At 39.4% G+C, this 14,559-nt stretch carries 16 protein-coding genes and 1 pseudogene; 7 read left to right on the top strand and 10 right to left on the bottom strand.

Features of this window, described 5'->3' with window-relative positions:
* Nucleotides 1–46 precede the first annotated feature (46 nt).
* Both metA and NSS92_RS04430 read left to right on the top strand, forming a co-directional pair.
* Nucleotides 47–955: a homoserine O-acetyltransferase MetA gene (metA, locus tag NSS92_RS04435; protein ID WP_095408830.1), complete on the top strand. Its 909-nt coding sequence runs from the start codon at nt 47–49 to the stop codon at nt 953–955.
* A gap of 228 nt (nt 956–1,183) precedes the next feature.
* On the top strand, nt 1,184–2,335 hold the full coding sequence (locus NSS92_RS04430) for a diglucosyl diacylglycerol synthase (protein ID WP_144470907.1): 1,152 nt from the start codon (nt 1,184–1,186) through the stop codon (nt 2,333–2,335).
* Between the two features lie 32 nt (nt 2,336–2,367).
* Here NSS92_RS04430 and NSS92_RS04425 read toward each other — a convergent pair whose 3' ends face one another.
* Nucleotides 2,368–3,069: an AIM24 family protein gene (locus NSS92_RS04425; RefSeq protein ID WP_041085797.1), complete on the bottom strand. Its 702-nt coding sequence runs from the start codon at nt 3,067–3,069 to the stop codon at nt 2,368–2,370.
* Nucleotides 3,070–3,331: 262 nt separating this feature from the next.
* On the opposite strand from NSS92_RS04425, the gene cspD reads away from it, so the two are divergent.
* Nucleotides 3,332–3,532 carry a cold-shock protein CspD gene (gene cspD, locus NSS92_RS04420; protein WP_003215784.1) on the top strand — a complete coding sequence of 67 codons (201 nt, stop codon included), beginning with the start codon at nt 3,332–3,334 and terminating at the stop codon, nt 3,530–3,532.
* Between the two features lie 51 nt (nt 3,533–3,583).
* Here the strand turns inward: cspD and NSS92_RS04415 are convergent, their stop codons facing one another.
* From NSS92_RS04415 to NSS92_RS04405, 3 genes are all read right to left on the bottom strand, one after another.
* Entirely contained in the window at nt 3,584–3,766 is a 183-nt protein-coding gene (locus NSS92_RS04415) for a hypothetical protein (protein WP_008346368.1), read from the bottom strand.
* Nucleotides 3,767–3,937: 171 nt separating this feature from the next.
* Nucleotides 3,938–4,120 (bottom strand): zinc-finger domain-containing protein, encoded by a 183-nt coding sequence (locus NSS92_RS04410; RefSeq protein WP_024422748.1) that lies wholly within the window; start codon nt 4,118–4,120, stop codon nt 3,938–3,940.
* A gap of 1 nt (nt 4,121) precedes the next feature.
* Nucleotides 4,122–4,793, bottom strand: a complete 672-nt coding sequence (locus tag NSS92_RS04405; RefSeq protein ID WP_340866997.1) for a ribonuclease H family protein — start codon at nt 4,791–4,793, stop codon at nt 4,122–4,124.
* A gap of 94 nt (nt 4,794–4,887) precedes the next feature.
* Between NSS92_RS04405 and NSS92_RS04400 the strand changes: the two genes are divergently transcribed.
* The 3 genes from NSS92_RS04400 to NSS92_RS04390 are packed head-to-tail and all read left to right on the top strand — an operon-like array spanning nt 4,888 to nt 6,142.
* A complete protein-coding gene (locus NSS92_RS04400; RefSeq protein ID WP_267587463.1) occupies nt 4,888–5,577 on the top strand; it encodes a queuosine precursor transporter in 690 nt (229 codons plus the stop codon).
* 1 nt (nt 5,578) lies between these two features.
* A complete protein-coding gene (locus NSS92_RS04395; protein WP_203128560.1) occupies nt 5,579–5,974 on the top strand; it encodes a reverse transcriptase-like protein in 396 nt (131 codons plus the stop codon).
* A gap of 42 nt (nt 5,975–6,016) precedes the next feature.
* Nucleotides 6,017–6,142, top strand: a complete 126-nt coding sequence (locus tag NSS92_RS04390; protein ID WP_003215584.1) for a hypothetical protein — start codon at nt 6,017–6,019, stop codon at nt 6,140–6,142.
* A 15-nt stretch (nt 6,143–6,157) separates the two neighbouring features.
* On the opposite strand, the gene NSS92_RS04385 is transcribed toward NSS92_RS04390, so the two are convergent.
* The 6 genes from NSS92_RS04385 to NSS92_RS04360 form a co-directional block, all read right to left on the bottom strand.
* On the bottom strand, nt 6,158–7,045 hold the full coding sequence (locus tag NSS92_RS04385) for a 5'-3' exonuclease (protein ID WP_340866994.1): 888 nt from the start codon (nt 7,043–7,045) through the stop codon (nt 6,158–6,160).
* A gap of 277 nt (nt 7,046–7,322) precedes the next feature.
* The gene (locus NSS92_RS04380) at nt 7,323–7,586 is read right to left on the bottom strand and encodes a YpbS family protein (protein WP_039179417.1); all 264 of its coding nucleotides are present in this window, start codon (nt 7,584–7,586) and stop codon (nt 7,323–7,325) included.
* Nucleotides 7,587–7,627: 41 nt separating this feature from the next.
* Nucleotides 7,628–11,224, bottom strand: coding sequence for a dynamin family protein (locus NSS92_RS04375; protein ID WP_340866993.1), 3,597 nt, complete (start codon nt 11,222–11,224; stop codon nt 7,628–7,630).
* Between the two features lie 133 nt (nt 11,225–11,357).
* Nucleotides 11,358–11,444, bottom strand: a complete 87-nt coding sequence (locus NSS92_RS04370) for a Fur-regulated basic protein FbpC (protein ID WP_226340839.1) — start codon at nt 11,442–11,444, stop codon at nt 11,358–11,360.
* Between the two features lie 85 nt (nt 11,445–11,529).
* Nucleotides 11,530–12,039, bottom strand: a complete 510-nt coding sequence (locus NSS92_RS04365; protein WP_324290897.1) for an isoprenylcysteine carboxyl methyltransferase family protein — start codon at nt 12,037–12,039, stop codon at nt 11,530–11,532.
* A complete protein-coding gene (locus NSS92_RS04360) occupies nt 12,036–13,136 on the bottom strand; it encodes a type III polyketide synthase (RefSeq protein ID WP_340866992.1) in 1,101 nt (366 codons plus the stop codon). The genes NSS92_RS04365 and NSS92_RS04360 overlap by 4 nt, the downstream gene beginning before the upstream one ends.
* A gap of 574 nt (nt 13,137–13,710) precedes the next feature.
* On the opposite strand from NSS92_RS04360, the pseudogene NSS92_RS04355 reads away from it, so the two are divergent.
* Nucleotides 13,711–14,551: pseudogene (locus NSS92_RS04355) on the top strand (polysaccharide deacetylase family protein).
* Nucleotides 14,552–14,559 lie beyond the last annotated feature (8 nt).

The following is a 14,559-nucleotide window of genomic DNA, read 5'->3' as shown; positions in this document are numbered from 1 at the left end:
GTTCCTATAATGAAGTGAAATTAGCTTTGGTTCAGGGGGTGGCGAGTTGCCTATTAACATACCAGTTCATCTGCCGGCAAAACAAATACTAGAGAGCGAAAATATTTTCGTCATGGATGAGACAAGGGCATTCAAGCAAGATATCCGTCCTTTGAATATCGTGATCTTAAATTTAATGCCAAAAAAAATACAAACTGAAACGCAGCTGCTGAGAATGCTCGGAAATTCTCCTTTGCAAGTGTACTTCACGTTTTTGATTCCAAGTACACATACACCGAAGAATACGTCGAGAGAGCATCTAGATGAATTTTATACGACCTTTGAATCGATCCGCCATAAAAAATTTGATGGAATGATCATCACTGGCGCACCAATTGAGCACTTACCTTTTGAAGAAGTTTCTTATTGGAAAGAGCTGCAGGACATTTTAGACTGGAGTAAAACCAATGTGACGTCTACCCTTCATATTTGCTGGGGGGCACAGGCAGGTTTATATCATCATTATGGGATTGAAAAAATCAAGCTTCCTGAGAAAAAATTTGGTGTATTTGAGCATCTTGTGAAAGAGAAAAAAGAAAGATTAGTCAGAGGTTTCGATGAAGTATACTATGTCCCACATTCTAGGCATACAGATATTAATACAGAACAATTAAAAAACACGCCGAATTTGAAGGTTTTGAGTATGTCTGAAGAAGCGGGTGTTTGTTTAATTGTTTCAGATGATGATAAACAAGTATTTTTAACTGGACATCCTGAATATGATACAGACACATTGATGCAGGAATATGAAAGAGATTTGTTGAAACATGATACAGTCCAAAAACCTGTCCACTATTTTATAGAAGATGGTGACACATTAGTCCCAGTAAATCGCTGGAAAGCCCATGCCACCTTATTGTTTATGAATTGGCTTAATTATTATGTTTATCAAGAGACACCATACGTTTGGGAATAAAATAGACTGTGGTCTGATGATAAATCGTCAAAATGTGTTAAAATACAAATGGCTCTGTCTTCCATTATCAATTGAATCTGTTTGTTTTTTAAAATTAGTTTAATTCTTTCGTAACGAATGATATGCTCTAACTGTTTATATGTTATCTTTATGTATATGTAGACCTATGAGATTAATAGTTTTCGTACGAAGTTTTGTTGTTGTTGATTACATTTGAGGTGAATATTCTTGAATACCAATAAAAAAATATTAATCTTGACCGCAAATTATGGAAATGGACATATGCAGGTAGCAAAAACACTGTATGATGAATGCAAATCCCAAGGGTTTGAACATGTTGTAGTTTCTAATTTGTATCAAGAATCAAATCCCATTGTGTCAGAAGTGACTCAATATTTATACTTGAAGAGCTTTTCCATTGGGAAACAATTTTATCGCTTGTTTTATTACGGTGTAGATAAAATTTACAATAAACGCAAATTTAACATTTATTTAAAGATGGGAAATAAGCGTCTCGACGAATTAATTCAATTACACAATCCGGATATCATCATTATTACATTCCCGATGATTGTTGTACCAGAATACCGAAACAAAACAGGTAAAGTGATTCCAACTTTTAACGTCATGACAGATTTTTGTCTTCATAAGATTTGGGTACATGAAAACATCGACCGATACTATGTTGCAACCGATTATGTGAAACAAAAATTAGTGGAAATCGGCACACATCCAAGCGATGTCAAGGTGACAGGCATTCCTATTAGACCACAATTTGAAGCAGACGTGCCAAAATCGATGATCTATAAGAAATATGGATTATCATCAGACAAAAAAGTTCTTCTCATCATGGCTGGTGCTCACGGTGTACTAAAAAATGTGAAGGAATTATGTGAGGCGCTGCTTCTCGACAGTGAAGTACAAATTGTTGTTGTATGCGGAAAAAACGCAGCGCTGAAACAATCGCTTAGCGAACTTGAAAAAGCACACCCAGATCAATTGAAGGCGCTTGGATATGTGGAACAAATTGATGAATTGTTCAGAGTAACAGATTGTATGATTACAAAACCAGGCGGCATTACTTTAACAGAAGCAACTGCAATCGGTGTCCCAGTCATTCTTTACAAGCCTGTCCCTGGACAAGAAAAGGAAAATGCTCTTTTCTTTGAGGATTATGGCGCTGCCATTGTCATTAACAGACATGAAGACATTTTAGAATCTGTGACCAACTTGCTGCAGGATGAAGAAAAATTAGAAACAATGAAACAAAACATGAAAAAACTGCACTTAAAACAATCTTCTCAAACCATTTTGGAAGATATCGTCGAGCAGTCAGATATCATCATGAATAACAAAACATATGCTCGCGCATTATCATAAAAAGGTGTCCGTCATTGACGGACACCTTTTCTTTACCCTTGATTTCCATTTGTTGTGTATACTTCCTCAAACGGTTGAACGACAACAAAGCCGCTTCCGCTAAACTTCATTTGAATTGACTCTCCGCTTCCCCTGCCAATAAAGGTTTTAAATGAAACATCTGTCACAAATTCAGTTTTTAAATCCCCTGACCAAGCAACTGTCGCATTCGGATCTGTATAAACAGAGTCACCCGGCTGAACAATGAGCGTCAGCGGCTCATAATGACTAGTGATTGCAACTAAGCCCGGTCCTTCTAATTTGACATTAAATAATCCGCCTGCAAGCATGCCAGACACTTTTTTCATCAATTTGATATCCCAGCGGACAGACGGTTCAAATGCGAGCAGGTCGTTTCCATTAACAAAAATGGATTCTCCTTGAGCCAAACGAAGAATCGAGATTTTTTTGCCTTGATCTGCCACATATAATTTCCCATCACCTGTCGCCTTCATTAATGAGGTGCCTTCTCCTGAGAGCATTTTTTTGAACATCTTTGAGACGCCGTGCTCAAAAACACCCTCACGTTCAAATTTGATTTTCCCTCGATAGGAAACCATGGAACCTGTTTTTGCCCAAATGGTGTCAGTCAAATTAATTTCTAAAAGCCTTGATGTTTCAAGTTCGAAGACCCCTTCTCCTTTATCTTCTTGCTGTGTATTCTGAACAAATTCTTCAAGTGTATAACGATTCATGATTGCACCTCTTTCTGTATTTTTTTTATATACGGACAAGCTGCATGCTAGGTTTCGAAAAGAACGTTTTATAGTTCATTGTTATTCACCAAAAAAACAAAAAAATCAAACATTCTGCTCAAAATTTGGCTCGCCGGCTTGACGCTTTACTTTTGATGGTGTATAGTGGAACCATCATTTAACAACTGCAAAGTCGTTAGGTGATGAAAATTTTTTTTAGTACGCCAAAAGGTGTGCTACAGTACTAGGAGGAAAAAGCAATATGCAAAACGGTAAAGTAAAATGGTTCAATAATGAAAAAGGTTTCGGCTTCATTGAAGTTGAAGGCGGAGACGATGTATTCGTTCACTTCACAGCTATCGAAGGAGACGGTTACAAGTCTTTAGAAGAAGGACAAGAAGTTTCTTTTGAAATCGTTGAAGGTAATCGTGGACCTCAAGCTGCAAACGTAACAAAAATCTAATCAACTAAATCAATGATGAAACGACAAAATAAAGAGAGGCATATGCCTCTCTTATTTGATTTTCAGCTGAATTTCAATTGCTAAAATATTTTGCTTCAGTCTTTGTTCAATTTCAGAAATATCTTTTTCGAGAAAAGGTCTTCCCTTCTTTGCTACATCTACTAGCTGCTCTAGATCGCTGTACACCTCTTGAAATGTTCGATGTAATACCGTTTCGAAATCCTTATTATCCATGCCGGCCTTCCCCTTTTCCTCTAATATCCGTCACTTAGTCAAAAAGTAACCCAACCAAAACTTTCTATAGTTATATCGGCTCATTTTTCAGAATATGTTCTTTTTTTACACATTCTCTTCGTGTTTTTTTTCATGAGCGGATGTTTGAGCAGGGAAAACCGGGGCGGCCGCTTATTTTTTAAGGAGCGTCTGCCCATATTCTTTTATTTTCTCTCCTACTGTGCATTGCTGAATACAAAAGGAGTGGGCGTATTTTTTGCCATATTCTTTTCGAAAATGCTTCTTAATCAAACAATCTGAACAATACGTGTCTTGGAGATCCGTCAATTCTTGTACTGCTGTTTTTTTATCCACATTATTCAGCTCCGTCTGCTTCTAATTTCAATTTACTTTCGATTGGGACGTCTGCAAGCATCTGCCTTGCAAGCTGATCCGCTTCTGCATTTTGTTTACGATCGATGACTTCATAGGTTGGCGTGAGCTTCAGCTCCTTTAAAGCCGCTTCAATCCGGTCGAGCCATTTGTTATGTACATCATCATAACAAGGCCATTCTCCTTTTAATTGATTCATGACAACAAGTGAATCGCCCCTAATCATGACAGAATTTCTGCTTGCCCCAAGGTCTTTTAAAGCTTTTACTGCCTCAAATAAAGCCGCATACTCTGCTTCATTATTGGTGATTCCTTGGAAGGGCTGATTTTTTCTTAAACGATAAGCATCTTCTCCGAGCTTATAGTAGACGACAACCCCAAGGCCAGAGTCGCCTGTTTCTTTGTGAAAACTTGCATCAAAATAGACCTGAAGCTGATCAACTTCAAACTTTAGTTCTTCATTTAGTTTTTCAAGCTCTTTAATAGACCACATCGCCCCTTTTTCATCTTCAAATGATAGGAGTGACTGTGGTTCTTTTTTGTCGATATGTTTTGCTAAAATCAAGGCCTCTTTTAGCTCCATCCAATCTTCTTGGAAAAAAGCAATGGACCCAATGGATTTCACTTTCATTGTATAGTGTGCTCTTAATTTCATTGATCACATCACCTTCCTAAGCTTTTAAGGTAAACGTTCGTTATGCTATAATCAAAAAGTTACATTTTACAATGAGAAAGGAAGTTCATGTCACTTGTTTAATGAAGGTATTTGGATCTTATTTGCGATCATTAATTTTATCATTGTTCTTCTATTTTATAAAGGATTTGGCAAAATGGGGCTTTTCGTCTGGATTGGCTTTGCGACGGTTGCTGCAAATTTACAAGTGGTCAAAACCGTTGAATTGTTTGGCTTAACAGCAACACTTGGAAACATTTTATATGGAAGTGTGTTTTTTGCAACGGACGTATTAAATGAAAAATATGGACAAAATGAAGCGAGAAAAGCTGTCTGGATTGGTTTTGCCACTCTTTTAACGCTAACCGTTGTCATGCAGGAGGCTTTGCTATTCCATCCCGCTCCATCCGACATTTCTCAAACATCGCTGGAAACCATATTTGGCTTTATGCCAAGGGTCGCACTTGGCAGTCTTGCTGCTTATATCATCAGTCAAATGTTAGATGTTTATGTATATTCGTTTATTCGCCGGATATTTCCTTCCGATGGTGCGCTCTGGGTGCGTAACGCTGGAAGTACGATGATTAGCCAGCTGCTTGATACACTGATCTTCACAACTATTGCCTTTCTTGGCACCTATCCATTTCATGTATGGATTGAAATCTTCATCACGACTTATGTGATTAAATTTATCGTCGCCGCGATTGGGACACCATACGCGTATGCAGCGAAAAAAATGGTTCCGCTTGATGAAAGGGTGAAATAAATTGCCAGCTGAAATATACATTGATGGTGCTAGCGCAGGTAATCCAGGTCCCTCTGGCATCGGCATTTTCATTAAATATGATGGAAAGGCAGAATCTTTCTCAATTCCTCTCGGATCAATGAGCAATCACGAAGCAGAATTTACCGCTCTCATTGAAGGGATGAAAATTTGCGTAGAAAAAGGACTGCGTTCCGTTTCGTTCCGAACAGATTCACAGGTAGTTGACCGTGCGGCCAATGCAGGATTTGCTAAAAATCCAGCCTTTCAGCATTTTATAAAAGAGATGATCGAGCTTCAAAGCCAGTTTGATTTATTTTTCATTAAGTGGATTCCAAGCAAGGAAAATCAAGCAGCTGATCAGCTCGCTAGAAAAGCGATTCACCTTTCTAAAGGATGAATCGCTTTTTTTCGGTTATGCTAATGTATGAGGTGATACTGATTGGATAAAGAGAATAAAGGTCGTGTCACAAATGGGACAACCCCTCAAGGTGATGCGCAAACAAAAGATAAACAGCCACTATCTCAGCTCGAAAATAGAGCGAAGAAAAGCAATACAAAAAGATAAACCTAGAGATCGGCTTTAGCTGATCTCTATTTTACTTAATCGATTCACCATCGGTTCAATCCCTTTGATTTGATGGTATCGCAGCATGGAAGCAGCCCGTTCATGATTAATGTTCATCTTCGTCTCATCAATTGGACAGCTCAGCGGGACATCACATTTGATCTCTGCCAATAGACGGGAGAGCTTCAAATCTTCTAATCCTGCTTGCATTTTCTTTTGCTGTGCGGCTGTTAGTTTATGAACATTTTCTAATAATCCATCAATGGTTTGATATGTTTGAATAAATTTTAATGCTGTTTTTTCTCCGATTCCTTTGACGCCAGGGTAATTATCACTTGAATCCCCCATAAGTGCTTTCATATCGATCAGCGCCTTTGGAGAGATGCCCATTTCCTCTTCAAATAAGGCTTTTGTATAATGCTTATAGTTCCCAATTCCTTTTTGCATTAGAGCAACAGTCACTTGCTCATTCAAAATCTGAAGCAAATCTTTGTCTCCAGTTAGAACAGTCACACGTGCTTCATTCTGATAGAGTGCAGCCAGCGTGCCGATACAATCATCTGCCTCAAAGCCCTTTAAACCAACGTTTACAATTCCTAATTCTTCTGTCGCTTCCTTTGCTAAATCGAATTGCGGAATGAGCTCGACAGGCGCCTCTCCTCGATTTGCTTTATAATCTTGAAACAATTCATTTCGGTATGTTTGGCTTCCCATATCCCAGCAGCAAACAATATGAGTTGGCTCAAATGTCTGAACAGCGGTTAATAAATGCTTCAAATAGCCATTCACTCCATTTGTCGGGACACCGTGATCATTTATCATAAAATTGCGATGGACAGCCGTTGCATAGAACGATCTGAACAGAAGCGCCATGCCATCAACAAGCAGTACGTGTTTATTCATTCTTATAAACTCCCTTTTTCAAAACAATACTCCTATTCTATCACAGAACATAGAATTCGACATAAAAAAGGCGCCTTCTTCTTTTGGAAAAGAAGTGGCACCTTTGGATTACTTTTGACCGTATTGCATTTTTTTCGATTCTGCTTCTGCGTAGGACGGCATCTCTTTTTGTTTAGGGTTACGCTCATCCTGCTTTTTTGCATGCTGCTTTTTTTCCATCATCATTCCCCTTTCTCGGTTCACTTGTTAAGATGACCAAAAAAGAGAAAGTTACTCTTTACTTCTGTTTTCGTTCGACATACTCCTTAACCATATCAATCGTGACATGCTTACGCAGCGGAACAATTCCGCCCCGTGCAAGCTCATTCATCTTTGAGGTAATCGCATTGATATCGTCAGTTGTAAAAGGTTCGTTTTGCTCACACTTGAAAACAGCAGTCTCTATTGCCTGCTCTCTTTTCTGCTCAAGCGCAAGAAACGACTTGATATGAGCATTCTGTTTTTGTGAATGTGCGGAAATCTCTTCGTGTACGCTCGTCATTTTTTATCAACTGCTTTCTTTTTTATATAGTCTATCATGAATCAAATGGTTTTCAACTGGTTCTTCCATTCATTTGTTTGCTTGTATACTTGTTCTATCATCGCCTGCTCTTTCGCATCTGTCGTCAAGCTCATGATAAATGTTTGTTTTTGTTCACTCAGCTGCTTGAGCGCTTCTGTTTCATATCTTTCAGTAAAGGTTTTCACCATCATATCGTATCTGCTCTGTAATTCTTCTTTTTCTTTATCTGCCCATTTCGTCGTTAACTGGAAAAGGACATCTCGAATCGCTTCAATAAACGCTGTCTTCCCGTTCTGTTCGAAGAAAGCTTTCGCTGATTTTTGCTTCTTTAAGAGCGGCTCAAACGGAGTCAGGTCCGCTTCCACTTCAATTTGTTTCAGCTCTGCATTTTTCTCATCTGGCGGCGACAGCCGGAGAGAAAAGTAAGGATCTTCTGCACATGCAGCCTGCAATCCTTTCTCCCACTCCTCTTTGAAATATTGAGTGATAAACGATTCCATTCGAATATCAAGCGCCTTTAGCTCCTGTACAAATTCAAATTCATAATCCTTTAGCGCCTGTTCAAGCGCTTTTTTCAACTCCTGTCTGAAGTCCCCTTGAGATATTCCAGGATAAAAGGCTGTCTTTAACAGATCATTTGCATAAAGTGACAAGCGCTGAACAATGTGGTAAAGCTGTTCATGCAAGTCCTTTTTCACACTTTCTGTCACTAGCTTAGATCGTTTAATATGGCTCATTTGATCAACGATCGCTTCATAGGATGTGTCTATCTTTTTCTTTTCCGCTTGCTTTTCATCTTCTGACTGATGCAGTGTCTCATGCAGCTTGTCAACTGTTCTACATAATGTACTGGCTTCAAAATACAGAAGCTCAATCGCATCTTTCGTTAATTCTTCCTCAATAAAATAGTCGAGTTGTGTTCTAAGCTGTGCATACTGGTTATAAGGCGACTGGCCCTTGCCTTCTATCTCTTCCTTACTCGATACATGATGAAGGTTTGGATGCCTGATGCCTTCTTTTGTGAGCTCATTTTTCACATAGTCAAAGACGGTTTCAAGCTCTGCTTGATCCTTTGCGAGGTCAGCTGCATTGATAATAAAAAACATTTTATCCATGCTAAATGAATCTTTTACAAGCCCGAGTTTGCGTAAAAATGACCGGTCTGCTTTTGAGAAAGAATGCTGGTAGTAAGTTAAATAAAGAAGGGCATCAGCATCCTTCATATATTGAAAGGCAATCTCTGTATGACGTTTATTCATACTGCTGGCGCCTGGTGTATCAACAATCGTCAGTCCTTTATCTGTTAAAGGTGTACTTAAATACACCGTCACTTCCTTCACCACACAAGAAACAGCCTCTTCAGCCACATATGGCTTTAATTCTTGAAGGGTGACATTAAGCGGCGTTTGTTTATGAATGGAATCACGGAACTTGTCATGAGCATTTAAAAAATGTTCAACAATGATGCGATGATCCTGTTCAAGCTCTCTTTTTTTCAGCGCTCGCTCTAGTTTCGCTTGAAACGTATCTCCCTTTTCTCCTGTTATAGAAAAACCGAGAATTTGATCGAGTTCCTCTAATATTTCCTGCTCGGTTTTGAACACCACTTTCACACTTTCATGCGGATGGTCTTCTGTCGGCCTCGTCAGCTTATTGATCGTGGCCGTAGTTGGTGTAGGAGATGATGGCAGCACCTTTCTCCCAACTAGGGCATTGGCAAACGAAGATTTCCCCGAACTAAAAGCACCGAATAAGGCGAGTGTAAATTCCTTCGCTTGCAGCCGCTTTGTTCGTTTTTCAAAGGACTTTCTTTGAGACCCAAGCGCGTTTAATGGCATTAACATTTGAGAAAGCTGCTCAAACTGGTCAATCGACTGCGCTGTCGTGATGTGCTGTGATTGACGCATTTGATCAAGCTCTGTCTGCTGCTGATTTTCTTTCTCGCTTTCTTCCGCATGAGTTGCCGTTTGATTCTGCTTTAGCTCGTCATGCTGCACCCGATGTTTTTTCGCATAAAACCAATCTTCTTCGACCTGCTCATTTGTTCCGTTTTTCCATATATCCCATATATGTTCAATATCTCTTCTGATTTGATCATTATTTTCCATGCTTTGCTCCAGCGCTTGGAGCTCCTGAGCTGCCTGAGCCCATTTTTCTTGCTGCTTTCCCTCTTCATTCATGAGCTGGGTTTTCAGCATCTCGGTCATTTGTTCAATCAATGGTATTGCTTTCTGTTTGGTCTGTCTTTTCAGTGCTTCACCAGCATCTTTCGCATATTGCAAAACGTATTCATTTGAAAATGTTGCACCATGATGGATCACGTTTTCAAGCAGTGATTCTTCTACAGGCGTTTCAAATGCCATCACTTGATTTAATAGCTCTTCACCAAGCTGATGCTTCTTGACTTCTTTTTTGAGCAGCTCCGCAATATGCCAGTCCACTTCTGCTTTCATTCTTGCTTTGACATCTGCTAAGAAATCGTTCGCTCGCTTTTCTTTTTCCTGCTCGGTTTTATTTTTAGCGAACAGCAGTCCTACCTTAAAGCCGGGTGCTTTCGATTCAATATAGTCACTTGCGAGCTCTCTCATTTTAAATGGGGTTAGGTTTGCATTTTTTAAAATGTTCTCGACTTCAGAAGACACTTCATCTTCTAACTGTTTCGCTCCATTTTCAATGAAGCTTCTTTTCGCTTCAAGTTCCTTGACCTCTTTTCTTTTTTCTTGAAGCTGTAAATCAAGATCCTCTTCCTGCAGCTCTTCTTTTAGCGAGCCCATATGTTCTTTTAAAACATGCTCTATTTTCTGCTCGGTATAGGCGCGAAGCGATGCTTTCGGCAATGTTTGTAATTCTTGCAGTTTCTCGATTAAACGAATCATTTCGTTTTTTGGATGTGACTCATCAGTTACAGATGTAAAGTATAAATGTTCTTCTTCAATGCCTTCTTTTTGAAGCATATCAACTACTTGATTTTTGTAGTCTTCAAACGCTGTCTCATGCTCATCATGTCGGTCGACTTGGTTTACGATGAAATAAAGATTTGGCACTTTCTCTTTAATGGAGCGAATGAAACGAATGTTTTCCTCCGAATGAACATGGTTGTAGTGGACAACATAAAAAAGAGCATCTGCTTGATGAAGAATAGACGCAGCAGATAAAAAGTGGGCATGATCCGTTGAATCAATTCCGGGCGTATCAATCAGTGCCACCTTTTCTTCCAGTCCTCTATAGTCACCGCTAATTTCCACCATTTCAATCTGTTCTCCATCCTTACAGAAACGCTGAACGGCTTCTTTATCATAAGAACCGCTCATTTTTGCAAAACGGCCATCTGAGGTGTGAAGCTTTACTTCACTCTCCCCTTTCCGCACGACGACCAAGTTTGCACTTGTTGGGATTGGGCTCGTTGGCAGGATGTGATCATGAAGCAGATGATTCACAAGTGACGACTTTCCAGCAGAATAGTGGCCGGTAAATGCAATGTACACTTCTTCTTCTGCTTCCTTTTTGATAATCGATGCAAGTTTGGCTGCGCGTTCATGATCATCCCTTTTGAGAAGGCTTTGATATAAAGCACCTGTGGTTTGAACGAGCGAATCTCGAATAGACAAGTCTTTCATGACGATAAACCCCTTTGTTTTTAGAAAAGTCAGTTATGTATGTGATACCATTTTACACAAAATAAAGAGATTTTTCTTCTGATCTGAGGAAATAAAAAAAATCTGCTGCCCGATCAGTCGCAATTGACTGCGATCAGGAAGCAGATTTTTTAGAAACACCTTTTAATACGAATCCAATTAATAGGCTGTATACACAGACCGTACCGAGTAAGAAAACCATTGTCATGTGATCACCTTCCATCCTTCGTGATTGAGAATGCTTATCATTAATGAAAGTGTATCACAATTGATAATGATTTTCAATATTAATTTAACAAATACTGATTGAGCGCTTTCTCTTCTGTTTGAATTCTCACGGCCATCATCCATGCATTTAAACATGTAAACAAAATGGCGGTAAAATAAGCATTAAACAAAAGCGGGATCAGCATAAGCTCAATCGCCACCACTACATAGTTAGGATGCTTTAACCAGCGATAAGGTCCTTTTTTAACAATCATCGCATTTGGTACAACTAAAATCTTTGTATTCCAATACGTCCCAAGAGAACATAATGCCCAGTATCGAATCACCTGTGTGGCCAGCAGAAAAACGAGCAGCACAAGAAAATAGCGCGACGGCGCCTTGTTTAACCCCCATACCTCAACCATGAGTGAGAGAAAAAAGCCCGCATGCATAGCAACCATATAAGGATAATGACTAGCACCAAATTCAATGGCACCGATCGCTTTCACTTTCTTTTCATTTCTTTTGGCCACAAGCATTTCAATAAGCCGCTGACAAACGAAGAAACCAATGATCAGCCAAACGATCATGACATGACCTCCTCCCATTTCATAAGCAATAGCTCTGAGGAAAAGCCAGGGCCAAGCGCTCCGCAAAGCCCCATATCCCCCGCTTCAGCGGATTGATGTACAAGATAATGTTTGATCACATACAAAACTGTGGCAGAGGACATATTCCCGTGTTGTTTGAGTACTTCTTTTGATGAAAAAAGCTGATCCTCTTGTAAGGATAGACTATCAATATAGGCATCAATCACTTTTTTCCCTCCAGGATGAGCAAGAAAAACCGATAGGTCTTCTGCCGAATACCCTTGCTGCTCTAAAAATTGATCGACTTGCTCCTTTAACCAGCCTGAAATAATGGAAGGGATGTCACGGGAGAAAATAACCCGAAAGCCGTCACTTGTAAATTCCCAGCCCATCACATCCTCAGACTCTTTCATTGTGACGGATTGTGTACCAAGCACTCTAGGAACTGTTTTTAGATTGGCGTATTCAGATACACCTTTTTCTCCAGTTAAGAGTACCGCTGCTGTCCCGTCTCCGAACAAAGATGTACCGATTAAATTGCTTTTTGATTGATCTTGCGGCTGAAAGGTTAAACTGCACAGTTCACAGGCAACAACCAGCACCTTTGCTTCTGGAAATGCCCTTATGTATTCGTAAGCCCGGGACAACCCTGCCGCTCCGCCTCCGCACCCTAATCCCCAGATCGGCACTCGTTTCGTATAAGGCGAAAAAGGAAGAACGTTCATCAGTTTTGCATCAAGACTTGGTGTCGAAAGTCCGGTGCTTGAAATAAAAAATAATGCATCAATCTCTTCAAATGGAATCGGCTTTTTCAGGAACGCCTTCTCATGAAGACAATGTATGACCGCTTCTTTTGCATGAGCCAATGCTTTTTCCAAATAGAGATTGTTTTTCTCCTCAAAAGAGTGGTGCGTCTGATACCATTCAATTGGCTGCACAAATTGTCTACTCTCGATTTCTCCGTTTTGAAAAGCTCTCAGCAGCCGGTCGATATCTTTAAACGATCGTTTAAATTGAGATCTTGCAAAATCAGCCGCCTTTTTCTGATTCACATGATGTTCTGGCAGACTCGTTCCAACAGAAAGAATGTACGCCATCGGCTTCACCTCTTTTTTCGATTAATATCCCCTATCGAAAAAAGGATATACATGCCAAAACGTCACAATTCAGTCAAAATATTTTCCTCCGTCTAACTTTTTGTCTTGACGACAATTGATAAATATTGGATAATATAGGTGAAAACATGATGTAGTTTTCCTCCTTCACAGGTTCGTTCTAAGCCAAGCGAACCTGCTTTTTTTATGCAAAAAAACACTTCTAAAAGAGAAGTGTTCAGACCGTAGACAACCCCCCCTTTACTTATACAACACTTTCATACGGAATCTCCCCTTCGCTTCGCATGAATGGTTAAATCTGATGCTATCTCAGCGTATAAATATTAACGTTTCGATCATTATTCAGAATGATTTCATTTAAACATGAATGGATCACCTTTTTTTGCTGATCAACACAAAATAATAACCATAAATTCCTAATTTATTTGAATTTTCTATATTAAAAGGATTTTTTCCACTATATACATAATCAATATGAGTACCAAGAAAAACAGTGAAAAAAGAAAGAATCTACAACATGGTTCGGCTCAAAATTTAATTGACTGGAGTGATTGTAATGAAAAAGGTTTCCAAAAAAAAGACTCCCTACAACACGATACTTCTCTCAAAGGTAATTGGTTTAGTGCTTCTTACACTGTTTCTCTTTTTTATCTGGGATATGTCTAAACCCCATTTGCAGGCGACAAATGGGCAAGCAAAAAATGTTGCCAGCAGTGACTTCCGTGACACAAGCATCAGTCTGAAAGCAAAAGATCAGTCTACAAGAACATTGGATACACATTTTAAGACCAATCCAAACCAACAGGCAACGAATAAAACGGTCTTTTTAACATTTGATGATGGTCCTTCTGCTACATCAAATCAGCTAAGCACATCACGTGAAGGCGACGTTCTTCATGCTTGGACCGCAAATCCAAGCACACCAATCAGCTGTGAAAAGACTTTATCAAGAAGGACATCAATTAGGTCTTCATGGCATGACGCATGATATAAATCTCTTTTATCAGAACAGCGAGTCTCCCGCAAATGAAATGAAAGAAGCTCAGCGTATTCTTGCCTCTGTTACAGGCGTCTACAGCCGTCTTGTAAGAACCCCCTATGGCAGTGTTCCAAATTTAACATATCATCAAAAAGTACGTTTAAACCAAAATGGCTTTATTTACTGGGACTGGACGATTGATAGCCTTGACTGGAGATATAAAAACTCACAATATGTTCCAGAGGTATTGAATCAATTGCAAATGTTTGAGGAAAATAAACCATGGGAACCAAAAGTTATATTAATGCATGATCAACCCTCTACCACAAACTATTTAGATAGCCTGATTATACAGCTAAAAGCAAGGGGCTATACATTTGCAGTCATTAACGAAACAATGCCGCCGGTACAACATTAATAGTGCTA

Origin of the sequence: Bacillus sp. FSL M8-0166 (genome assembly GCF_038008825.1) — a bacterium.
In the GTDB taxonomy this organism is placed as follows: Bacteria; Bacillota; Bacilli; order Bacillales; family Bacillaceae; genus Bacillus; species Bacillus safensis.
Note: the sequence above shows the minus strand (reverse complement) of the source record. Positions and strands in the feature narration are given on the sequence as shown.

What these genes read in the sequence shown, in the direction of transcription:
- NSS92_RS04385 (WP_340866994.1), bottom strand. Translation starts at nt 7,045, where the DNA reads ATGAATAAACACGTACTGCTTGTTGATGGCATGGCGCTTCTGTTCAGA.
- cspD (WP_003215784.1), top strand. Translation starts at nt 3,332, where the DNA reads ATGCAAAACGGTAAAGTAAAATGGTTCAATAATGAAAAAGGTTTCGGC.
- NSS92_RS04370 (WP_226340839.1), bottom strand. Translation starts at nt 11,444, where the DNA reads ATGGTTTTCTTACTCGGTACGGTCTGTGTATACAGCCTATTAATTGGA.
- NSS92_RS04375 (WP_340866993.1), bottom strand. Translation starts at nt 11,224, where the DNA reads ATGAAAGACTTGTCTATTCGAGATTCGCTCGTTCAAACCACAGGTGCT.
- NSS92_RS04360 (WP_340866992.1), bottom strand. Translation starts at nt 13,136, where the DNA reads ATGGCGTACATTCTTTCTGTTGGAACGAGTCTGCCAGAACATCATGTG.
- NSS92_RS04380 (WP_039179417.1), bottom strand. Translation starts at nt 7,586, where the DNA reads ATGACGAGCGTACACGAAGAGATTTCCGCACATTCACAAAAACAGAAT.
- NSS92_RS04425 (WP_041085797.1), bottom strand. Translation starts at nt 3,069, where the DNA reads ATGAATCGTTATACACTTGAAGAATTTGTTCAGAATACACAGCAAGAA.
- NSS92_RS04405 (WP_340866997.1), bottom strand. Translation starts at nt 4,793, where the DNA reads ATGAAATTAAGAGCACACTATACAATGAAAGTGAAATCCATTGGGTCC.
- NSS92_RS04365 (WP_324290897.1), bottom strand. Translation starts at nt 12,039, where the DNA reads ATGATCGTTTGGCTGATCATTGGTTTCTTCGTTTGTCAGCGGCTTATT.
- NSS92_RS04415 (WP_008346368.1), bottom strand. Translation starts at nt 3,766, where the DNA reads ATGGATAATAAGGATTTCGAAACGGTATTACATCGAACATTTCAAGAG.